The 18,414-nt window shown below is 69.6% G+C and carries 26 protein-coding genes; 14 read left to right on the forward strand and 12 right to left on the reverse strand.

Features of this window, described 5'->3' with window-relative positions; all coding sequences use genetic code 11:
- The first annotated feature begins 49 nt into the window (after positions 1-49).
- Together BR39_RS0116775 and BR39_RS0116780 are read left to right on the forward strand one after the other, a co-directional pair.
- Positions 50-757: a helix-turn-helix transcriptional regulator gene (locus tag BR39_RS0116775; RefSeq protein WP_029914253.1), complete on the forward strand. Its 708-nt coding sequence runs from the start codon at positions 50-52 to the stop codon at positions 755-757.
- Between the two features lie 245 nt (positions 758-1,002).
- Entirely contained in the window at positions 1,003-1,335 is a 333-nt protein-coding gene (locus BR39_RS0116780; RefSeq protein ID WP_029914255.1) for a hypothetical protein, read from the forward strand.
- On the opposite strand, the gene BR39_RS0116785 is transcribed toward BR39_RS0116780, so the two are convergent.
- Positions 1,336-1,872: a hypothetical protein gene (locus tag BR39_RS0116785; RefSeq protein WP_029914256.1), complete on the reverse strand. Its 537-nt coding sequence runs from the start codon at positions 1,870-1,872 to the stop codon at positions 1,336-1,338. It lies immediately after the preceding gene.
- A gap of 68 nt (positions 1,873-1,940) precedes the next feature.
- Positions 1,941-3,794 (reverse strand): ABC transporter transmembrane domain-containing protein, encoded by a 1,854-nt coding sequence (locus BR39_RS0116790; RefSeq protein ID WP_197026721.1) that lies wholly within the window; start codon positions 3,792-3,794, stop codon positions 1,941-1,943.
- 119 nt (positions 3,795-3,913) lie between these two features.
- Between BR39_RS0116790 and rpmE the strand changes: the two genes are divergently transcribed.
- The gene (gene rpmE / locus BR39_RS0116795; protein WP_029914260.1) at positions 3,914-4,141 is read left to right on the forward strand and encodes a 50S ribosomal protein L31; all 228 of its coding nucleotides are present in this window, start codon (positions 3,914-3,916) and stop codon (positions 4,139-4,141) included.
- 227 nt (positions 4,142-4,368) lie between these two features.
- Here rpmE and BR39_RS0116800 read toward each other — a convergent pair whose 3' ends face one another.
- Together BR39_RS0116800 and BR39_RS0116805 are read right to left on the reverse strand one after the other, a co-directional pair.
- Positions 4,369-4,878 carry a DUF1465 family protein gene (locus BR39_RS0116800; protein ID WP_029914262.1) on the reverse strand — a complete coding sequence of 170 codons (510 nt, stop codon included), beginning with the start codon at positions 4,876-4,878 and terminating at the stop codon, positions 4,369-4,371.
- Positions 4,879-5,050: 172 nt separating this feature from the next.
- Positions 5,051-5,257 (reverse strand): DUF1192 domain-containing protein, encoded by a 207-nt coding sequence (locus BR39_RS0116805; RefSeq protein ID WP_029914264.1) that lies wholly within the window; start codon positions 5,255-5,257, stop codon positions 5,051-5,053.
- A gap of 89 nt (positions 5,258-5,346) precedes the next feature.
- Between BR39_RS0116805 and BR39_RS0116810 the strand changes: the two genes are divergently transcribed.
- The 3 genes from BR39_RS0116810 (at position 5,347) to BR39_RS0116820 (ending at position 7,614) form a co-directional block, all read left to right on the forward strand.
- Positions 5,347-6,321, forward strand: coding sequence for an NAD(P)H-quinone oxidoreductase (locus BR39_RS0116810; protein WP_029914266.1), 975 nt, complete (start codon positions 5,347-5,349; stop codon positions 6,319-6,321).
- 113 nt (positions 6,322-6,434) lie between these two features.
- Positions 6,435-6,800, forward strand: a complete 366-nt coding sequence (locus BR39_RS0116815) for a hypothetical protein (protein WP_029914269.1) — start codon at positions 6,435-6,437, stop codon at positions 6,798-6,800.
- Positions 6,801-6,894: 94 nt separating this feature from the next.
- Complete coding sequence (locus BR39_RS0116820; protein WP_029914271.1) at positions 6,895-7,614, forward strand: DUF1013 domain-containing protein; 720 nt, start codon at positions 6,895-6,897, stop codon at positions 7,612-7,614.
- Between the two features lie 112 nt (positions 7,615-7,726).
- On the opposite strand, the gene BR39_RS25395 is transcribed toward BR39_RS0116820, so the two are convergent.
- Complete coding sequence (locus BR39_RS25395) at positions 7,727-7,900, reverse strand: YdcH family protein (RefSeq protein ID WP_035018606.1); 174 nt, start codon at positions 7,898-7,900, stop codon at positions 7,727-7,729.
- A 129-nt stretch (positions 7,901-8,029) separates the two neighbouring features.
- Between BR39_RS25395 and BR39_RS0116830 the strand changes: the two genes are divergently transcribed.
- The 3 genes from BR39_RS0116830 to BR39_RS0116840 all read left to right on the forward strand — a co-directional run bounded on the left by BR39_RS0116830 (position 8,030) and on the right by BR39_RS0116840 (position 9,427).
- Positions 8,030-8,641 (forward strand): UbiX family flavin prenyltransferase, encoded by a 612-nt coding sequence (locus tag BR39_RS0116830; RefSeq protein WP_029914273.1) that lies wholly within the window; start codon positions 8,030-8,032, stop codon positions 8,639-8,641.
- A 23-nt stretch (positions 8,642-8,664) separates the two neighbouring features.
- Positions 8,665-9,114: a TIGR02444 family protein gene (locus BR39_RS0116835; protein WP_029914275.1), complete on the forward strand. Its 450-nt coding sequence runs from the start codon at positions 8,665-8,667 to the stop codon at positions 9,112-9,114.
- 91 nt (positions 9,115-9,205) lie between these two features.
- Complete coding sequence (locus BR39_RS0116840) at positions 9,206-9,427, forward strand: YdcH family protein (protein WP_029914277.1); 222 nt, start codon at positions 9,206-9,208, stop codon at positions 9,425-9,427.
- A 12-nt stretch (positions 9,428-9,439) separates the two neighbouring features.
- Here BR39_RS0116840 and BR39_RS0116845 read toward each other — a convergent pair whose 3' ends face one another.
- The 3 genes from BR39_RS0116845 to BR39_RS0116855 form a co-directional block, all read right to left on the reverse strand.
- Positions 9,440-9,925 carry a hypothetical protein gene (locus BR39_RS0116845; RefSeq protein WP_029914279.1) on the reverse strand — a complete coding sequence of 162 codons (486 nt, stop codon included), beginning with the start codon at positions 9,923-9,925 and terminating at the stop codon, positions 9,440-9,442.
- Between the two features lie 103 nt (positions 9,926-10,028).
- Positions 10,029-10,748, reverse strand: coding sequence for a hypothetical protein (locus BR39_RS0116850; RefSeq protein WP_029914281.1), 720 nt, complete (start codon positions 10,746-10,748; stop codon positions 10,029-10,031).
- 58 nt (positions 10,749-10,806) lie between these two features.
- A complete protein-coding gene (locus BR39_RS0116855; RefSeq protein WP_029914289.1) occupies positions 10,807-11,526 on the reverse strand; it encodes a GGDEF domain-containing protein in 720 nt (239 codons plus the stop codon).
- A 261-nt stretch (positions 11,527-11,787) separates the two neighbouring features.
- Here BR39_RS0116855 and purE point away from each other — a divergent pair, with 261 nt between their 5' ends.
- Positions 11,788-12,279 carry a 5-(carboxyamino)imidazole ribonucleotide mutase gene (gene purE, locus BR39_RS0116860; protein WP_029914291.1) on the forward strand — a complete coding sequence of 164 codons (492 nt, stop codon included), beginning with the start codon at positions 11,788-11,790 and terminating at the stop codon, positions 12,277-12,279.
- A 5-nt stretch (positions 12,280-12,284) separates the two neighbouring features.
- On the forward strand, positions 12,285-13,376 hold the full coding sequence (locus tag BR39_RS0116865; protein WP_369795647.1) for a 5-(carboxyamino)imidazole ribonucleotide synthase: 1,092 nt from the start codon (positions 12,285-12,287) through the stop codon (positions 13,374-13,376).
- On the opposite strand, the gene BR39_RS0116870 is transcribed toward BR39_RS0116865, so the two are convergent.
- A complete protein-coding gene (locus tag BR39_RS0116870; protein WP_029914294.1) occupies positions 13,373-13,759 on the reverse strand; it encodes a RidA family protein in 387 nt (128 codons plus the stop codon). The two genes, BR39_RS0116865 and BR39_RS0116870, sit on opposite strands and share 4 nt — an antisense overlap.
- A gap of 93 nt (positions 13,760-13,852) precedes the next feature.
- Here BR39_RS0116870 and BR39_RS0116875 point away from each other — a divergent pair, with 93 nt between their 5' ends.
- Complete coding sequence (locus tag BR39_RS0116875; RefSeq protein ID WP_029914297.1) at positions 13,853-14,572, forward strand: aspartate/glutamate racemase family protein; 720 nt, start codon at positions 13,853-13,855, stop codon at positions 14,570-14,572.
- Here the strand turns inward: BR39_RS0116875 and BR39_RS0116880 are convergent.
- Positions 14,569-15,237: a COQ9 family protein gene (locus tag BR39_RS0116880; RefSeq protein ID WP_029914299.1), complete on the reverse strand. Its 669-nt coding sequence runs from the start codon at positions 15,235-15,237 to the stop codon at positions 14,569-14,571. The two genes, BR39_RS0116875 and BR39_RS0116880, sit on opposite strands and share 4 nt — an antisense overlap.
- Before the next feature lie 180 nt (positions 15,238-15,417).
- On the opposite strand from BR39_RS0116880, the gene rpsU reads away from it, so the two are divergent.
- Entirely contained in the window at positions 15,418-15,657 is a 240-nt protein-coding gene (rpsU, locus tag BR39_RS0116885) for a 30S ribosomal protein S21 (RefSeq protein ID WP_089924448.1), read from the forward strand.
- 208 nt (positions 15,658-15,865) lie between these two features.
- Here the strand turns inward: rpsU and BR39_RS0116890 are convergent, their stop codons facing one another.
- Both BR39_RS0116890 and BR39_RS0116895 read right to left on the reverse strand, forming a co-directional pair.
- The gene (locus tag BR39_RS0116890) at positions 15,866-16,828 is read right to left on the reverse strand and encodes an alpha/beta hydrolase (protein ID WP_029914303.1); all 963 of its coding nucleotides are present in this window, start codon (positions 16,826-16,828) and stop codon (positions 15,866-15,868) included.
- Positions 16,829-16,917: 89 nt separating this feature from the next.
- Positions 16,918-17,700: a M23 family metallopeptidase gene (locus tag BR39_RS0116895; protein WP_029914305.1), complete on the reverse strand. Its 783-nt coding sequence runs from the start codon at positions 17,698-17,700 to the stop codon at positions 16,918-16,920.
- 287 nt (positions 17,701-17,987) lie between these two features.
- Between BR39_RS0116895 and BR39_RS0116900 the strand changes: the two genes are divergently transcribed.
- A complete protein-coding gene (locus BR39_RS0116900) occupies positions 17,988-18,380 on the forward strand; it encodes a UrcA family protein (RefSeq protein ID WP_231499488.1) in 393 nt (130 codons plus the stop codon).
- The last annotated feature ends 34 nt before the right edge of the window (positions 18,381-18,414 follow it).

An 18,414-nucleotide genomic window follows, 5' to 3' on the forward strand; every position in this document is an offset into this window, starting at 1 on the left:
TACACGCGGGAGTGAAGCATCCGGGCGATGGCTGTCTTATAGTCAGTCCATGGAAGCCAATATCGCCTCCCCCGCCGCCCTGATCGGCGATCCCAGCCGGGCGGCCATGCTGCAGGCCCTGCAGGACGGCCGGGCCCATCCGGCCGGGGCCCTGGCCTGGGCCGCGGGCCTGACGGCGCAAGCGGCCAGCAACCACCTGGCCAAGCTGGTCGACGGCGGACTGGTCAGCGTCGAGCGCGAGGGCCGCCACCGCTACTACCGCCTGGCCAACGCCGAGGTCGCCCACGTGCTGGAGGCCCTGGCCGTGCTGGCCGCGCCGGTCCGCTCGCTGGAGCAGCCCCGCTCGCCCCAGGCCCGCGCCCTGCGCGACGGCCGCTGCTGCTACGGCCACCTGGCCGGGCGGCTGGGCATCGCCGTGACCGACGCCCTGGTCGCCCGCGACCTGATCCGCCCCGCCGACGACAAGCTCTACGCGGTCACCCCGCAAGGCCGCGCCTGGTTCGAGGACCTGGGCCTGGACCTCGAGGCCACGCGCTCCAAGCGCGGCGCGGCCCGCCAGTGCCTGGACTGGACCGAGCGCCGCCACCACCTGGCCGGCCCGCTTGGCGTGACCCTGCTCAGCCGCATGGTCGCCCTGGGCTGGATCGAGACCGTCGCCGGCAGCCGCGCGGCCAAGCTGACGACGCTGGGGCGCGAGGAACTGCGGACGCGGCTGGGGGTCGATCTGGAAGCGGTCGAGGGCCGCGCGGCGGCCTAGGTCTTTTTCCTTCCCTCCCCTTCATGGGGAGGGTGGCCCTGGCGGAGCCAGGGTCGGGTGGGGCCTGCTGAGTTAGGCGCCCTGCACCGATCCCCCACCCGTCCGCTTCGCGTCCACCCTCCCCACGAGGGGGAGGGACGGCGCCTATTGATTAGGCGTGCGTGCGATTGTCGCCCGATCGTGGAAGATGTCCCGCGTCGAGACACATCTCAGCGTTGATGATGCGTCATCCCGGGAGCCCCGCCATGCCCGACTTCAAGCTCGCCCTCGCGCCCAGCCAGCTGACCCAGACGATCAATCCGTGGTCCTGGACCTTCGGCGATTTCAGCCTGTTCACCGTCAACCTGGGCAAGTCGGCCGCCCCCGGCGTCGAGGCGCGGATCCTGGACGAGGTCGGCAGCTACGGCCGCCAGCTGGGCCGGATCGGCGAGGCCCTGTCGGTGGTCATCGACTGGGCCGAGAAGCAGGGCCTGCCCGAGCACAAGGCGATCGCCGAGCTCAAGCTGCAGCTGGAGCACGTGGACGTGATCCGGCGGGAGGAAAAGGCGGCGGCGCCGACGGCGACCGCCGCCGAATAGCTAGGCCGCGTCGCGCAGCTTGCGCAGGCGGTTGGCGCCCCGCAGGCCGTTGTAGAACAGCAGCAGGCAGACCAGGTCCACCACCACCGCCAGGGCTTGGCGCCAGGCCGGGATCATGTGGGCGCTCGCCGTCGCGGGATTGGCCATGTTCAAGACCAGCATCAGCAGGCTGTAGAGCGCCAGCAACCCCAGCAGCAGCGGGATGACCGCGTTGGGCTTGCGCCACTGCACGACGCCGACGATCGCGAACACGGCCGCGAACCCGACGCTCATGGCGAGCGTGGTGTAGACCATCGCCGGGCCCATCATCGCCAGGGCCGCCTGCCCCGCCTGGCTGCTCTCGCCGTACATGGTGGCCGTGACGGCGCGCAGCTGGGCCAGGTAGCCGTCGATGTTCACGGCGATCAGCGCCGCGCCGAACAGGCCGTGGGCGGCGCTGACGAACGCCCCCACGGCGCCGGCGCGGCCCGAGGCCAGGGCCTCGTCCTCGGTGGAGATGGCGGCGGCCGGATTGAGCCAGCGCGACAGGTCGTTCATTGGAAAGCCCCCAGGGTTACAAGCTTGACCGCACCATCCGAGGTTGCGGCCGGCCGGTCAACCGGGCCCTAGGCCGCCTCCACCCCGAACTGCAGCCGCGCCAGCTTGGCGTAGAGGCCGCCCTGGGCCGCCAGCTCGGCGTGGGTGCCCTGCTCGACCACCCGGCCGTCCTCCATGACCACGATGCGGTCGGCCTTGAGCACGGTGGCCAGGCGGTGGGCGATGACCAGGGTGGTGCGTTCGCTCATGGCGTCGTGCAGGGCCTTCTGGACCAGGCGCTCGTTCTCGGCGTCCAGGGCGCTGGTGGCTTCGTCCAGCAGCAGGATCGGGGCGTCGCGCACCAGGGCGCGGGCGATGGCCAGGCGCTGGCGCTGGCCGCCCGACAGGGTCTTGGCCCGCTCGCCCACCGGGGTGTCGAAACCCTCCGGCAGGGCGTTGATGAAGGCCGTGGCCTGGGCCGCGTCGGCGGCGGCGCGGGCCTCGGCCTCGGTGGCGTCCTCGCGGCCGAAGCGGATGTTGTCCAGGGCCGAGCCCGAGAACAGCGGGCTGTCCTGGGCCACCAGGGCCATGCGGTCGCGGACCTCGGCCGGATCGGCGTCGCGCAGGTCGACGCCGTCCAGGCGCACCACGCCGGTCTGCGGGTCATAGAATCGCAGCAGCAGCCGCAGCACCGTGCTCTTGCCCGCCCCCGAGGGCCCGACCAGGGCCACGGTCTCGCCCGGCTTCACGACCAGGTCGAAGCCCTTCAGGGCCGGCAGGTCCGGGCGGCCCGGATAGGCGAAGGTCACGCCCTCGAAGGCGATGGCGCCGCGCGAGGGGACCGGCAGGGTCTTGGGCTTTTCCGGCGCGGCGATGCCGGGCTGGGAATTGAGCAGCTCGGAGATCCGGTCCATGGCCCCGGCCGCCTTCTGCACGTCGCCCCAGACCTCGCCCAGGGCGCCGACCGAGCCGGCGGCGAAGATGGCCAGCATGGCGAACTGGGCCAGGGTGCCCGGCGTCATCTCGCCCGACAGCACCAGGTGCGCCCCGACCCACAGCAGCAGGGTCACGCCGCCGAACGCCAGGGTCATGACCACGACGGTCATGCGGGCCCGGGCGCTGACCCGCCGGATCGAGGCCTTGTAGGCCGTCTCGACCGCGCCGCCGAACCGGGTGTCGGCCGCGCCCTCGCGCCCGAAGGCCTGGACGGTGTCCAGGGCGTCCAGACTCTCGCCGGCGTAGCCGACCGCATCGGCGAACTTGTCCTGGGCGGTGACCGACAGCTTGCGGACGTTGCGGCCCAGCAGGAAGATCGGCGCCAGCACCACGGGCACCATCAACACGATGAAACCGGCCAGCTTGGGGCTGACGAAGGCCATGTAGCCCAGGCCGCCGATCAGGCTGAGCGTGTTGCGCAGGGCCACCGAGACGCTGGTGCCCACCAGTTGCTCGACGATGGTGATGTCGGTCGTCATCCGCGACAGCACCTCGCCGGTGCGGGTCTTCAGGAAGAAGGCCGGGTCCAGCTTCAGGGTGTGGCCGTAGAGCGCCCGGCGCAGGTCGGCGACGACCCGCTCGCCCAGGCGCGTGACGAAGAAGAATCGCAGGGCCGTGGCCACCGCCAGCAGCAGGGCCACCGCCGCCAGGCCGAGGAAGGCGCTGTTGACCGCCTCGCCCGAGCCCTTGCTGAAGCCCTTGTCGATCACGCCCTTGAAGGCCCCGGTCAGGCCCAGGGTGGCGCTGGTCGAGAACAGCAGGAAGAAGCCGGCGGCCAGGGCGTCGCCCACGTGGCGGCGCACGAAAGGCAGCAGATGCGCCAGCGGACGGATGTCCTTGCGGCGCGGACGGCGGTTGGCGGCCTCGGCCAGATTCTGGACCAGCTCCGCGCCCGCGCTCGGCCTGCCCTCGGCCGAAATCTCGCCCGCGTTCACGTCACTCATCAACTGTCCCTTGCCAAATTCGCGCGCTTTCTTTATAGCCGCGCGTCTCCGAGAGCCACCCGCAAGGTTCGGCTCCCGCCCACACATTCTTACATGCCGCCTCAAGTCGGTTGGATCGCCCGATGAAACAAGACATTCACCCCGACTATCACTTCATCACCGTCACCCTGACCGACGGCTCGTCGTACAAGACGCGTTCGACCTACGGTAAGGAAGGCGCCACCCTGGCGCTGGACATCGATCCGCGCGTGCACCCGGCCTGGACCGGCGGCAACGCCCAGATGATGGACCGTGGCGGCCGCGTCTCGCGCTTCAACGCGAAGTTCGCCGGCTTCACCGCCAAGAAGTAAGCGTTCCGCGCTTCTCGCCGTAAGGGCGACGAAAGGCCGGTTCCGCGTTAGCGGGCCGGCCTTTTCTGTTTTGATCCGCCCTCGACGGGGCGGACAGGCGGCGCAGCCGCCAGGTGGGGGCAAGTGAGACGGGATGGGGCGCACAAAGGTTAGCGGCGGCGCGGCTAACACTTGCCCCCTACGGACCGCTTCGCGGTCGTCTTCCCCGGAGGGGGAAGAGGCGCGGCCTAGGCCGCGCCGAACGCCGCGCTGAGGCGGTCGAAATGCGCCTGCACCGGGCGCGGGGCTTCTTCCTCGGTGGCGGCCTCGACGTACATGCGCTTGTCCAGGTGGCGGACGCGCTCGTAGAGGCGCTCGGAGCGCTGCAGCAGGTTGACCAGGCCGAAGGGCAGGTCCTCGACGGCGGCGGCTTCGCCGCTCTCCAGGCCCAGGCGGTAGTTCTCGGCGCAGGCGGCCTCGGCGGCCATCTCGCCTTCCTTGACCGCGCGCTGCACCAGGAGCCACGAGGCCACCTGCATCAGGCGGGTGGTCAGGCGCATGCTTTCGCTGGCGTAGGCCAGGGCGGCGTTGCGCGAGAGGATCTTGCTGTCGTGGCGGCCGGCCCCGTCCAGATAGGCGGCGGTCTCCTCGACCAGCGTCATGCCTTCCTCGAAGGTCCGATCAAACAGTTCGGAGCGGGCGAAATCCTGGATCACGCCAGCACGCCAGGGGGCCTGGGCCACGTTCAACTCGGTCATAGCTACTCATTGCCCCTTCGAAAGGCCGCGAGACCGTCTCGCCGGACAGGGGGACTGCAACCCCCGTGCCAGACGTGATCGTCCCGTTTCGCGACCGCCCCTCCCCAAGTTCGACGCAAATCGTATCCGAGTCAGGCGGGCCCGAGAGTCCGCCTGTAGCGTAAACCGATCGTTAGTCTAGGCGACCAAACAGCGCATTGGCCGCGTCGCGCCCCGCCTTTTTCTTGGTCAGCTGGGCGCGGGTGCGGGCGATTTCCGCTTCCAGCGCCTCGATCCGCTCTTCCAGCTCGGCCACGCCGTAGGTGTCCAGGTCTTCATGCGTGGTGGCGTTGAGCGCATCGCCACGGAAGGCGCGCGGCTCGACCGGTTCTTCCATCATCGGATCGGTCTCCCTTTGCTCGACCCCTTTTCGATCCGGCATCTGACGCCTACCAAGGGCCGGACGCAAGCCTCACGGGATGTTCCGCCATGTCCGAGACCATGACCGCCATCGCCATCGAAGGCGGGAAAGGGGCCGCCGACGCCCTGCATCCGGTGACCGTCGAACGCCCGCAACCGGGGCCCGGCCAGATCCTGATCCGCGTGCGCGCCGCCGGGGTGAACCGTCCGGACCTGTTGCAGCGCCTGGGTTTCTACCCGCCGCCGCCCGGCGCGCCGGCCACCCTGGGCCTGGAGGTCGCGGGCGAGGTCGTGGTCGGATCGGGACGCTGGAAGGCCGGCGACAAGGTCTGCGCCCTGCTGGGCGGCGGCGGCTACGCCCAGTACGCCGTGGTCGACGCCCGCCACGCCCTGCCCGTTCCCGAAGGCTTCGACTTCGCCCACGCCGCCGCCCTGCCCGAGACGGTGTTCACGGTGTTCGCCAATGTGTTCGAACATGGGGCGCTGAAGCTTGGCGAGACGCTGCTGATTCATGGTGGGACGTCCGGTATCGGGACAACCGCGATCGCCATGGCCAAGGCGCACGGCGCGCGGGTGATCGCCACCGGCCGCGGCGCCGACAAGAAGGCCCAGGCGCTGGCCCTGGGCGCCGACATCGCCGTCGACGCCAAGACCGAGGACTTCGCCGAGGTCGCCAAGGCAGCCGGCGGCGTCGATGTGGTGCTGGACATGGTCGGGGCCAGCTATTTCGAGAAGAACCTCGAGGCCCTGAACACCGGCGGCCGCATCGTTTACATCGCCGCTCTGGCCGGGCCGGTGCTGGAGGTCCCGGTGATGAAGATCATGCAGAAGCGGGCGGTGATCACCGGCTCGACCCTGCGTCCCCGCCCGGCCGACGAGAAGGCCCGCCTGGCCGCCGAGATCGAGCGCCTGGTCTGGCCGTGGATCGCGGCCGGCAAGCTCAAGCCCGTGATCGACGCCACCTTCCCGCTGGAAGAAGCCGCCGCCGCCCACGCCCATCTCGAGGCGGGCGAGCACGTGGGCAAGGTGGTGCTGCTGGCCTAGACGCGTCCGGACCCCGGCGGGTTGATCGCCCGGCCGGTCCGATCGCCCATCGGGGGAGCCGCCTTTCCCGCCCGCAACCTGCGGTGATAGCCCTGGGCGAACGGAGGACGCCCATGAGCCTGAACGGCACTTTGCACGGCTTGCACGCGCTGACGGTCCATCCCCACCGCGTGGAGTTGGGCGTCCTGGGCGCGGCCATGGTGATCGCCCTCGTCTGGTTCGAGGTCCGCAAGCCGGAGGCCTGGCTGCAATGGCTGACCCTGTCGATGCTGATGGGGCCGGGCTTCCTGTTCTTCCTCGACGGTCAGGGGCGAGGCCTGGACACCTCGCCGTTCGCCCTGGGCCTGGCCCTGGCCTTCGCGGTGGGCGGCGGCGGACTGGTCACCCTGCGCGCCGTCGGCCGACGCGAGCGGTTGGAAGGCCTGCGCGAAAACGCGGCTTCGACCCGCCATGCGCCGCTGAATCTGGGGAATGGTTGATCCCCGTTCCCTTTCCCGAGAAACCGCATTATAGCTCCAGGCTGAACATCCCGCCCGGCCGCAAGGTCGGGCGCCGTCATTTCTGGAGGACCGCATGTCCGACATCCTGATGCCCAAGGCGACGGCCGTCTGGCTCGTGGACAACACGTCGCTTAGCTTTGAACAGATCGCCGACTTCTGCGGCCTGCACCCCCTGGAAGTCCGCGGCATCGCCGACGGCGAAGTGGCGCGCGACATCCGCGGCGCCGACCCGATCGGCAACGGCCAGCTGACCCGCGAGGAACTGGACCGCGCCCAGGCCAATCCGGACTATCGGATGAAGGCCCAGGTCAGCCGTCACGCCGAGCTGCTGAAGCCGCAGAAGAAGGCCCCGCGCTACACCCCGGTGTCGCGCCGCCAGGACCGTCCGGACGCCATCGCCTGGTTCCTGCGCCATCACCCCGAGGTGACCGACGCGCAGATCTCCAAGCTGCTGGGCACGACCAAGTCGACCATCGAGCAGGTCCGCGCCCGCACGCACTGGAACGCCGCCAACATCAAGCCGATCGATCCCGTGACCCTGGGCCTGGTCGGCCAGCTGGAGCTGGACGCCCTGGTCAAGAAGGCCGCCGAGAAGAAGGCCAAGGACGACCTGAAGAGGGGCATCCTGCCGGAAGACCCGACCCTGCGTCCGGCCTCCGAGACCAGCGCCCTGCCCGAGGATCACGACGACGAGGAGGCCGCCATCCGCGCCTCGCGCATCGAGCCCAAGGCCGAGGACGTGTTCGGCAAGTCGACCTACGTGGCCGACGACGAAGAGGACGACGAGGACTAAGCTCCCCGCCGCTCAAGCAAAAGGCCCGCCCCGTCTGCACGGAGCGGGCCTTTCTGTTTTCGGCCTCCTCTGGCGGCCACCGCCATTCCGACGCGGCGATGGCTAGAGGGGGCTAGTGAAGTCGCGCCCTGAGGCCTTCGATTTCCTCCTTGAGCCTGAGCTTCTGCCGCTTCAACTCCCTGAGCAGGGTGGTGTCACTGACGGGACGACGGGTCTCCTCCTGAATCGTGCGGTCGAGGCTCTCATGACGGGATCCAAGCTCGCGGATACGGGATTCGATGGCCATGGCTGTCGGCTCCTTGCTGGTGGACGTCGAAGTCAACACCCGCTGTTCGAAGCTGTCAGATCACATATGATTGCAATCGGCGGCGCTTGACCTGGCGCAGCTTGCTCCCAAGACGGACGAAAATTCACCATGTCGACCTCGCCGACTTCGCCCGAAAAACCTCGCCTGGTCGTTGGAATCTCGGGAGCGTCAGGGGTTGTCTACGGTCTGCGGGCGCTGGACGCCTGCCGCGAACTGGGCGTGGAAAGCCACCTGGTCCTGTCGAAATCGGCGGCCCTGACCCTGTCGCAGGAGACCGGATTTTCCGTCGCGCAGGTCAATGAAAAGGCAGATGTCGTCCATCGCGTGGGCGACGTCGGGGCGGCGATCGCGTCAGGGTCGTATCGCACGCTGGGTATGATCGTCGCCCCCTGCTCGGTGCGGACCATGAGCGAAATCGCAACGGGCGTAACGGCTTCGCTTCTGACCCGCGCCGCCGACGTGACCCTGAAGGAGCGCCGCCCCCTGGTGCTGATGGTGCGCGAGACGCCGCTGCACCTGGGCCACCTGCGCACCCTGACCAAATTGGCGGAGATGGGCGCCGTGATCGCCCCGCCCCTGCCCGCCTTCTACGCAAAACCGCAATCGATCGCTGAGATGGTGGACCAATCGGTGGGCCGCGCGTTCGACCTGTTCGGCCTCTCGTGGCGGCCGGTCAAACGCTGGGGCGAAGACCTGGCGACGATTACTGGCGACGCCTGAAAAGGCCTGAGGGGTTAACGCGGATGCGGCTTTGGCAGTGGGCCCTGGAGGTCTATGCGCGACCGTCTGTCGCAGAGGCGTGCCTGTCGCTGCAGGACCAGCACGGCCAGAACGTGCCCTATCTGCTGTGGGCCGCCTGGCGAGCCAGCGAAGGACGCGACGCCGACGCCGGGGTCGCCGCCGACCTGGTCCGGCGATGGGACGCCGAGGTCGGCTCGCCCCTGCGCGCCGTCCGCCGCGCGATCAAGCCGGCCTGGCCCGCGATCGACGACGACGCGCGCGAGGATTTCCGCGGCGCGGTCAAGGCCGTCGAGCTGCGCGGCGAGAAGCTGCTGATGGAGAGCCTGGAGGCCCTGAGCGGCGATCCGGGCCCGCGGCGGGACCTGTTCGAGGCCCTGCTGGAGGCGGCCCAGGCGGCCGGCCCGCCGCCCCGTGAAGCCGCCCTGCGCGCCCTTTCCGACACGCTTTCCTAGAGCCGCTTCAACGCCCTTTACCCGCTGTCAGGCTTTGCTATCTATCACCGCCCTTAAGACGCCGATCGGGGCAAGGCATGGAGGAGCGTCCATGAACGACGACGATCCTTCCGACGAATCCGACGTCGCCATCGAGCGACGGCTGGCCACGCTGCGCGAAGAGCACCAGGACCTCTCGGACTCGATCGAGGCCCTCGAAGAGCGCCCCCAGCCCGACATGCTGCAGATCGCCCGTCTCAAGCGCCGCAAGCTCTCCCTGAAGGACGAGATCGTCCGCCTGGAAGACCGGCTGACGCCGGACATCATCGCCTAGGGCCGCGATCGTTCAGAGCCGCCGCTCCCACGCCGCGGACTTCGTCCTGACCCAGATATTGTTGCGATACAGCACCCGGCCGTTCTCGCGCACCGACAGCATGACCAGGTGCGGCTCGGTCGCGCCCAGCCAGCCCGCCGGATACTGCAGCGCCAGATAGCGCACCTCCACCGGCCGCCCGCCCAACTCGCCGGCCGGATTGCCGCGTGCGGGGTACAGGCAGATGTTGAAGTGCGGTCCTCGGCCGCCATGGACCTGATCGCAATTGAATTGGTACTCACGGCCGTCCTCGCCTTGGAACAGGTAGGGGTCCCTCCTGTCGGCGCCCGTGGTGCTGTACGGGAAGATCCCCTGGACGGCGATGGGACCGCGAACTTCGGGCGTCTTGGGCTGAAGCTGGCGGTACTGCATGTAGGCGATGAAGCCGAAGAGGGGCGCGAACAGCAGGAGGAGGACGAGGTCCCGGAGGTTCCAGGCGTCCTTGTCGCCCTTGCTCATGATCGCACCCTTTCGGCGGCAAGGCCGCACGCCCGCGCGACGGGGCGACAGGGGGCGTTGCGGTGCGACCTGGACATAGAGGGGCTTTCTCGACGCGAGCGAACTATCTGATGGCGAACCTGGCCGCCGTTTCGTCGGGCGCGGCGGCCATCGCCTTGTAGAACATCACGCCATAACGACAGGACTGGGCGTTGTCGCCGGCGATGGCGTCCGGCGAAAAGATCGCATCGGCCTCTGGCGCTGTGCCGCCCTGCCTGACGATCAAGGCCTTGAGCCTGGCGACGTCCTCGGCGTCCAACGGCGTCCGCGAGGTCGGCCTGTCGCGCCCCGCTCCCGCCGCGTCGGCGAACGTCGCGAGGTTCTCGTAGAACAAGGCCGTGGCCAGAGGATCCCGGGTCGGGTCGAAACTGGACAGGTCCCCGCCTTTCGCCATCACGGCGCAGGCCGCCACATCGGACGTCGCCAGGTATTGGATCAGCTTGGCGCGCGAGCGTTGCATGCGGGCCAGCTGCGGCGCGGGAGCCTTCCGCGCGAGCGCCAGCGCACCCAGGGTGTGGTCCTGGATGAACCGGCGAGCGATCGGGGCATGCTCTTCGTGCTTGAGCGTCGCGTTGGCGTATTCGACGACGAACGCCTGATAGTCCGCGGGGAAATTGCGCTTCAGCGCCTTCCAGGCGACCTTGGACTGGCCGTTCTGGAAGCCGCGGTCGGTCTCCTTGACCGCCCATGCGGGGTCGATCAGCGAGAAATCAGGCTTGGTCTGCTGGGCGAAGGCCGGAGAGGCGATCGCGAACGCCAGGGCGATCGACAGGGCCTTGAACATGCTGCTTGGGTCCGACGGCTATACTGAAGCTCGCAGCCTAGCGCCCGGAACCGAAACGTCACGCTTCCTTGCGCGAGCGCTTCTTCAGGAACATCGCCGCGTCGGCCTCGGCCAGGGCGACTTCGGGATCGGCGCCGGCCTCGATCTCGCGCACGCCCCACGAGACACGCAACGGCACCGACCATTCGCCCACCTGCACCGGCATGTCGCGCACGGCCGCGGCCAGGGTCTCGGCCTTGGAGACGGCGGTCTGCTGATCGGCCTGGACCAGCAGCACGGCGAACTCGTCGCCGCCGATCCGGCCCACCACGTCGCTCTCGCGGACATTGGCCTGCAGGCGCTGGGCGACGACCTTCAGGGCCTCGTCGCCGGCCGCGTGGCCGAAGCGGTCGTTGACGGCCTTGAAGCCGTCCAGGTCGAAGAACACCAGGCTGGCGGGCGAGCCGTAGCGCTGGGCGAAGGCGGCGACCCGCTTGATCTCGCGCAGGAAGGCCCGGCGATTCAGCACCGGGGCCAGCACGTCCAGGTCGGCCAGGCCCTGCGCCTCGCCCAACTTGAACTTCAGGCGGGCGACCTCGTTGCGCAGGTCGTCGATCTCGACCATCAGGGTCTTCAGGGCCGACTGCACCTGCGGGGTCAGGTCGGCTTCCGACAGGCCCAGGAACCCGGCCGTGTCGGCGGCGACCACGGCCCGCGCCACCACCGGCCCCGCGGCCTCGGTCAGCGCCCGGCGACGGATCGCCGAGAAGGATTCGGTGCGGGCGCTGGTGATCTTCATGGGACGACGAAAGCCACTTGGGGAATCACTTGCGGTGAAGCTTCGCGTATTTCTGCGTTCTTTCATTAACCATGACAATGGCGACGGCCATGTGTCGCAGCGTCGCGGCGCCGCACTATCGTCCGGGATCGCCTGCGGTTTTCTGGTGAGAACGGGCTTTGGAGCCCGGGCGCCAGCGGCTATAAGGCCCGCGATTCACGGCCGTCAGGTCACTGAGCGCCTCCAGCGGCGCTCCACCGCCTTCTGGGGAAATCGTCGCCGATGCCCACCGCCACGCCACCCGTCGCTATCGTCATGGGCAGTCGTTCGGACTGGCCGACCATGAAGAAGGCGGCCGACGCGCTCGATTCCCTGGGCGTGGCCTGGGAGGCCAAGGTGGTCTCGGCCCACCGCACCCCCCAGCGCCTGGTCGAGTTCTCCACCGCGGCCCAGGCCGCCGGCTACAAGGTGATCGTCGCCGGAGCCGGCGGCGCCGCGCACCTTCCGGGCATGGTGGCCTCGATGACCATCCTGCCGGTGCTGGGCGTGCCGGTGCAGTCCAAGGCCCTGAACGGCCTGGATTCCCTGCTGTCCATCGTCCAGATGCCGGGCGGCGTGCCCGTCGCCACCCTGGCCATCGGCGAGGCGGGCGCCAGGAACGCCGGCCTGCTGGCCGCCCAGATCCTGGCGACCTCGGACCCCGCCCTGGCCCAGCGCCTGACCGCCTTCCGGGCCGAACAGACCGACAGCGTCGTCGAAAGCGTCGAAGACTGATGAGCATGTTCCCGCCCGCTTCCCCTTTGGCTCCTGGTTCCACGATCGGCATCCTCGGCGGGGGACAGCTGGGCCGCATGCTGGCCCTGGCCGCCGCGCGCCTGGGCTTCGACGTGGTCATCCTCGACCCCGAGGAGAACAGCCCGGCCGGCCGCGTCGCCAGCCGCCAGATCGTCGGCCCCTATGACGACCGCTGGGCCCTCAAGCGCCTGGCCGAGGTCTGCGACGTCGTCACCTACGAGTTCGAGAACGTGCCCGCCGCCACCGTCGCCGAGCTGACCGCCCTGGGCGTGTCGGCGGCCCCCGGCGCCAAGGCCCTGGCCGCCGCCCAGGACCGGGTGGTGGAGAAGACCTTCCTGGCCGAGATCGGCGCGCCCACCGTCGCGTTCGCGGCCGTCGACGACGCCGAAAGCCTGGCCGCCGCCGTCGCCCAGATCGGCGCCCCGTCGCTGCTGAAGACCCGTCGCGAAGGCTATGACGGCAAGGGCCAGGCCTGGATCCAGCGCCCCGCCGAAGCCGCCGCGGCCTTCGACAAGATCGGCCGCCAGCCGGCCATCCTGGAGGCCCCGGCCGACTTCGTGCGCGAGCTGTCGGTGATCGCCGCCCGCGGCCGCGACGGCGAGATCGCCTGCTATCCACTGTCGGACAACCACCACGAGGGCGGCGTCCTGCGCCGCACCAGCGCGCCGGCCAAGGTCAGCGCCGCCACCCGCGACCAGGCCGAGGCCATCGTCGCCAAGATCCTGACCGCCCTGGAATATGTCGGCGTGATCGGCGTGGAGCTGTTCGAGCTGGCCGGCGGCAAGCTGCTGGTCAACGAGTTCGCCCCCCGCGTCCACAACACCGGCCACTGGACCCAGGACGGCTGCGAGGTCGACCAATTCGAGCAGCACATCCGCGCCGTCGCCGGCTGGCCCCTGGGCCCCACGGCCCCGCGCGCCCATGTCGAGATGACCAACCTGCTGGGCCCCGAGGTCGAGGCCTGGGCCAAGCTGGCCGCCGAGCCCGAAACCCGCGTCCACCTCTACGGCAAGGGCGAGGCCCGGCCGGGACGGAAGATGGGCCACGTGAACCGGCTGCGGGGCCTGAAGGATTAGGCCACGGCGATGATCTCCAGCTCGATCAGCCAGTCCTCGGCCAGGGTCTGGACGACGATCGCCGTGGTCGGGATGCGCCGGTCGCCCAGGGCCTTCACGCGCGCCGCGCCGTTCGCCTCGGCATAGGCCGGATCGCGCAGGTAGCTGGTCAGGCGCACGATGTTGTCGACGGTCATGCCGGCGGCGGCCAGGATGGTCCGCAGGTTCGACCAGACCAGCTCCAGCTGATGGTCCAGGCCAGTTCCCGCCACGCCTTTGGCGTCCAACCCCATCGTCCCGGCCACGAACAGCATGCGGGCTGGATTGCGCACTTCCAGGGCATGCACGTAGTCGCCGGTGGCGGCGTAGACCCCGTCGGTCGGATTGTGGATCACGGTGTCCATGGCGCGCCTCCCGGGGCTTTCGCTTTGCGGCTTCACGCCCCAGCTTAGCGGAAAGACGCGCCGTCGGTGTGACGGCCCTTCGCGGAGCGCCCTATGGCCGAACAAACGCTCATCGGCCAGAAACTGATCGGACTGATCGGCGGCATGAGTTGGGAGAGCTCGGCCCAGTACTACCGGCTGATCAACGAAGGGGTGCGCGACCGTCTGGGCGGGACGGCCTCAGCCCGCATCCTGATGTGGTCGTTCGACTTCGCCGAGATCGAGGCCCTGCAGCACGCTGGCGACTGGGACGCCCTGGCCGGCCAGATGGTCGATGCGGCCAAGGCCCTGCGCAAGGGCGGGGCCGACTTCCTGGTCCTGTGCACCAACACCATGCACCGCTGCGCCTGGGCCGTCGATGCGGCGGTGAAGACCCCGCTGCTGCACATCGCCGATCCGACGGCGGCGGCGATCCAGGCCGCTGGCCTGACCCGGGTGGGCCTGCTGGGCACGGCCTTCACCATGGAGCAGGACTTCTACCGCGGCCGGCTGGAGGACAAGTTCGGCCTGGAGGTGCTGGTCCCCGACGCCCAGGACCGCAAGGCGGTGCACGACATCATCTATCGCGAGTTGGTCACCGGCCAGGTGCTGGACGCCTCGCGCCAGGTCTATCGCGAGGTGATCGAACGGCTGGTGGCGCGCGGGGCGCAGGGGATCATCCTGGGCTGCACCGAGATCATGCTGCTGATCGGCCAGGAAGACAGCCCCGTGCCGGTGTTCGACACCACGACGCTGCACGCCATGGCGGCGGTGGACCGGGCGCTGGGGCGCTAGCGCGTCCCGTACCGCATCCGCGCCAGGGCCGCGGCCACCTCGGCCGCCAGGTTCATCGGCTTGATCCCGGCCTTCCACTTCTCGAAGGCCATGACGTTGTCGATGCGGCCGTCCAGATGCTTGAGCGCCGACTCGCGGCCCGAGGCCATGTCGACCGCCAGGGTCGAGACCAGGATCCCCGACAGGATCGCCCGCTTGGAATAGTGATTCTCGTCGGTGGCCGTGTCGCCGGCCCAGCGCCACAGGACGTCGGCGCTTTCCCAGATCAGAGTCAGGGCCAGCGGCATATTGGTCGGGAAGGCCAAAAAAGCCGACAGCTTGCGCAGGGCCTCGGCGTCGCGTTGGGCGGCGTCCAGGCGGGCGATCACGCCGGCCCGGATCTTCTCCCGGATCTTGGTCGGCGGCGGGTTCAAGGCCTTCAGCGCGGCCAGGGCGGCCTTGTCGTGGCGGCGCGACAGCAGGGCGGCCAGGTCGCGGGCCCCTTGCGGCAAAAGCAGTTGCGCCTCTCCGGCGTTGAGGCCGGCGGCCACCGCTGCGGCGCGGGCCATCCCCGGGTTCCACCCCAGGCGCGGCGCCAGGCGCAGGGCCTCGTCCAGCACCCGTTGCTCGGTCGTGTCGGCCCAATCACCGGGGTCGTTGGGCGCTTCGGCGGTTTTGTCGCTCATGAATCCGAGTCTACACGGGAGTTTAGGCCGCGTCGCCATGGACAGCGGGCCTCGCCTCTGCTATCAGCCGCCCCTCGTCGCCCGGGAGATCCCTTTCCGGGCTTATCAGGTTTTGTTCGCCCGCCCGGCCCCTGAGAGGGACTCGGGAAGATGGTCGGGCCGTCGAATGGAGAGAGACCCCTGGTCCAGATTTTCGTCCGCGACAACAATGTCGATCAGGCGCTCAAGGCCCTGAAGAAGAAGATGCAACGCGAAGGCAGCTTCCGTGAAATGAAGCGCCACGTGCACTACGAGAAGCCGTCGGAAAAGCGCGCCCGTCAAAAGGCCGAAGCTGTCCGCCGCGCCCGCAAGCTGGCCCGCAAGCGCGCTCAGCGCGAAGGCCTGCTGCCGATGCCGAAGAAGCCGGCCGGCGCGCGCTAAGCGACGCTTTCCAGGTTTCTGGAAACACCAAACCCGCCCGGAGCGATCCGGGCGGGTTTTGTTTTGCCTGAGAGCTGGATGACGCCCCCCTTGCCCCCACCTGACGGCTTCGCCGTCTGTCCGCCCCCGTAGGGGGCGGAGCCTCGCGCTTCAGGCTCTTCCCCCTCTGGGGGAAGACGACCGCGAAGCGGTCCGTAGGGGGCAAGTGCTAGCCGCCCCTCCCGCCCACGAACTCCACCGCCTTGACGATATGCCCCGCGAACTGCTCGCCCAGCAGCCGCGTATGGGTGGCCGCCTCGACGTGGTCCACATAGCCGTGCGCCGACCGCTCGGCCGGGGCGGACTGCATGGCCTTGCGCTTCTCGCGGCCCTGGACCGGCCCGGCGGTCACCACGGCCACCGGCCAGGCGGGATCGTAGGCCGGAACGGCGACCGCCTGCCGGGCCGACTCCGACCACAGCTCGACCTCGGCGGCGGCGGTGCGGTTGTGGCGGCCGTTGGCGAAGGCCCAGCGCTTCTCGGCCTTGGCGGCCGGCGGCAGGCCGATCTTGTCGCCGAGACTGGTGTAGACCAGCGGCTTGTAGAGCCCCAGCGACGCGCCCCGCGCCGCCCAGCGCGAGGCCGTGGCGAAGGCCTGGATGAAGGGCTTGAAGGCCTCGGTTTCCGAGGCGTCGGCCGTGGCGGCGTCGACCAGCACCAGGCCGGCGATCTTGTCGGGGTTGCGCCCGGCGTATTCGCGCAGGCGCAGGCCGGCCATCGAGTGGCCGACCACGATAAACGGTCCCCGCTCGCCCGAGGCGGCGACCAGCTTCTCGAAGTCGGAGACGATGGCCAGGCCGTCGCGCGGCGCGGGTCCCGGCGGCGAGAAGCCCATGCCGGCCCGGTCGTAGGCGCAGGACCGCCAGCCGGCCTTCGTCAGGGCTTCCTGGGTCGCGCCCCAGTCGGCGGCGAAACCGAAGGCCCCCGCCTCCAGCCAGACGACGGGGCGGTCGCCCGTCGCGCCCTGGGCGGGACCTTCGCAGACCAGCCGCAGCTGTCGGCCTTCGCCGATGTCCACCATCTTGCCGCGCGGCGCGGGATGCCCGGCCGCCGACATCAGGCCGCCCACGGCGACGAACGAGACAAGGAAAAGAGCGAATCCGGCAACGGCGCGTCCGAGGAACTTGAGCATGCGGCCACTCTAGCCGAGCGTCGGTGTCCGTCGAGTGACGGCCCTGTGGAAAACGCATGGAGGGCCGGGGCGCCCAAAAGGCGGGAGCCCTAGCCGTCGACCACGTTGATCCGCGTACGGATGCGGCCGCCCTTGACGCGGGTGACCACGCCCTCGCCGTTGGCCGACATTTTCGCCTTCACGCCGTCGGGCCAGCGCGAGACCGTGGCCAGGCGCACCTTGCGGCCCACCTTGGCGGCGGCCTTCAGGGGCAGGTCGTCCTTCTGCGCGAAGGTCTTGCCCATGAACAGGGCCGGGTTCAGCGGCTTGCCGGCCTTGTTGCGCAGTTCGAAATGCAGGTGCGAGCCCGTCGAGCGGCCGCTGCTGCCGACATAGGCCACCGTGGTCCCGCGCTTGACATAGGCCCCGCGCTTGAAGCCCGCGTCGCGGCCGAGGTGGGCGTAGAGGGTGCGGAAGCCGTCCTTGTGGGCCACCTCGACGAACCGGCCGTAGGTGGACGAGACGCCGCTGCGCATGACGATGCCGTCGGTGGCCACGTGGACCGGCGCGCCGACCGGGGCGGCGATGTCGACGCCCTCGTGCAGGCGGCCGTTCTCTTCCCACGGCATCTGGCGCAGGCCGAACGGCGAATTGACCACATGGCCCGGCAGCGGGGCGTCGAACACGAAGGCGGGCGGCGGCGGGGGCGGCGGCTCGGGGGCCGTGACGGGCTCGGCCGCGGTCGCCGGCGCGGGCTGCTCCAGGCCGGCGCTCATCGCCCCGATGGTCGTCACCGCATTGACCGCGCCCCAGACCACGATGGCGCCGCCCAGCGCGGCGAACGCGACGAGCGAATAGGGCGACGTGGTTGCGGCCAGGACTCGAGACGCCAAGAGCGATCCTCACAGACGGGCGGTCGACCCAAAGGTCCCGCCGAAGCGGGCTCCCATCCCACAGGTGACCTTTCGGGATGATGAAGGCGTAGCCCTATGCCGCGTCCATGAGGCGAAAAGGCGGCGCAGCTTAACCATTGGTCAATCATGGCCACGATCAGCGGACAGATGATCCCCACTCACATTACAGGAATTTTAGAACATTACTTTGAGTACACTTCTTTAATTACACGTCATGAAGGAGACGTAACGAGTATTCATGAGAATATCGGAATATAACTTTGGACATGGCGCAGGGACGCGCCGCCGACATCAACCAAAGGGACGATCCGATGCGCAAGTTCATGACCAGCCTGGCCGCCGTGGCCACCGTCACCCTGGCCGCCGTGCCCGCCCTGGGCCTGCTGCAGGCCGCCCACGCCGAAACGCGCGCCACCATCTCGCTGGTGGGCCTGAACCTCTCCAACCCCGCCCACGCCGCCGAATTCAACGCCCGCGTCGACGCCGCCGGCGAGCGCGTCTGCCGCGACCTGGTCCACGACAACCCCACGGGCGACTTCACGATCGCCGGCTGCAAGGACGGCATCCGCAAGCAGGCCGCCTCGCAGCTGTCCCAGAGCCAGCGCGAAGCCCTGAAGATGGCCGTCCGCGCCACCCCGGTCTCGGTCGCCGCCCGCTGAGCGACCGCATGATCCAGACAAGCAAAAGGCCCCG

The sequence above is a fragment of the Caulobacter sp. UNC358MFTsu5.1 genome, from assembly GCF_000712075.1.
Classification (GTDB): Bacteria; Pseudomonadota; Alphaproteobacteria; order Caulobacterales; family Caulobacteraceae; genus Caulobacter.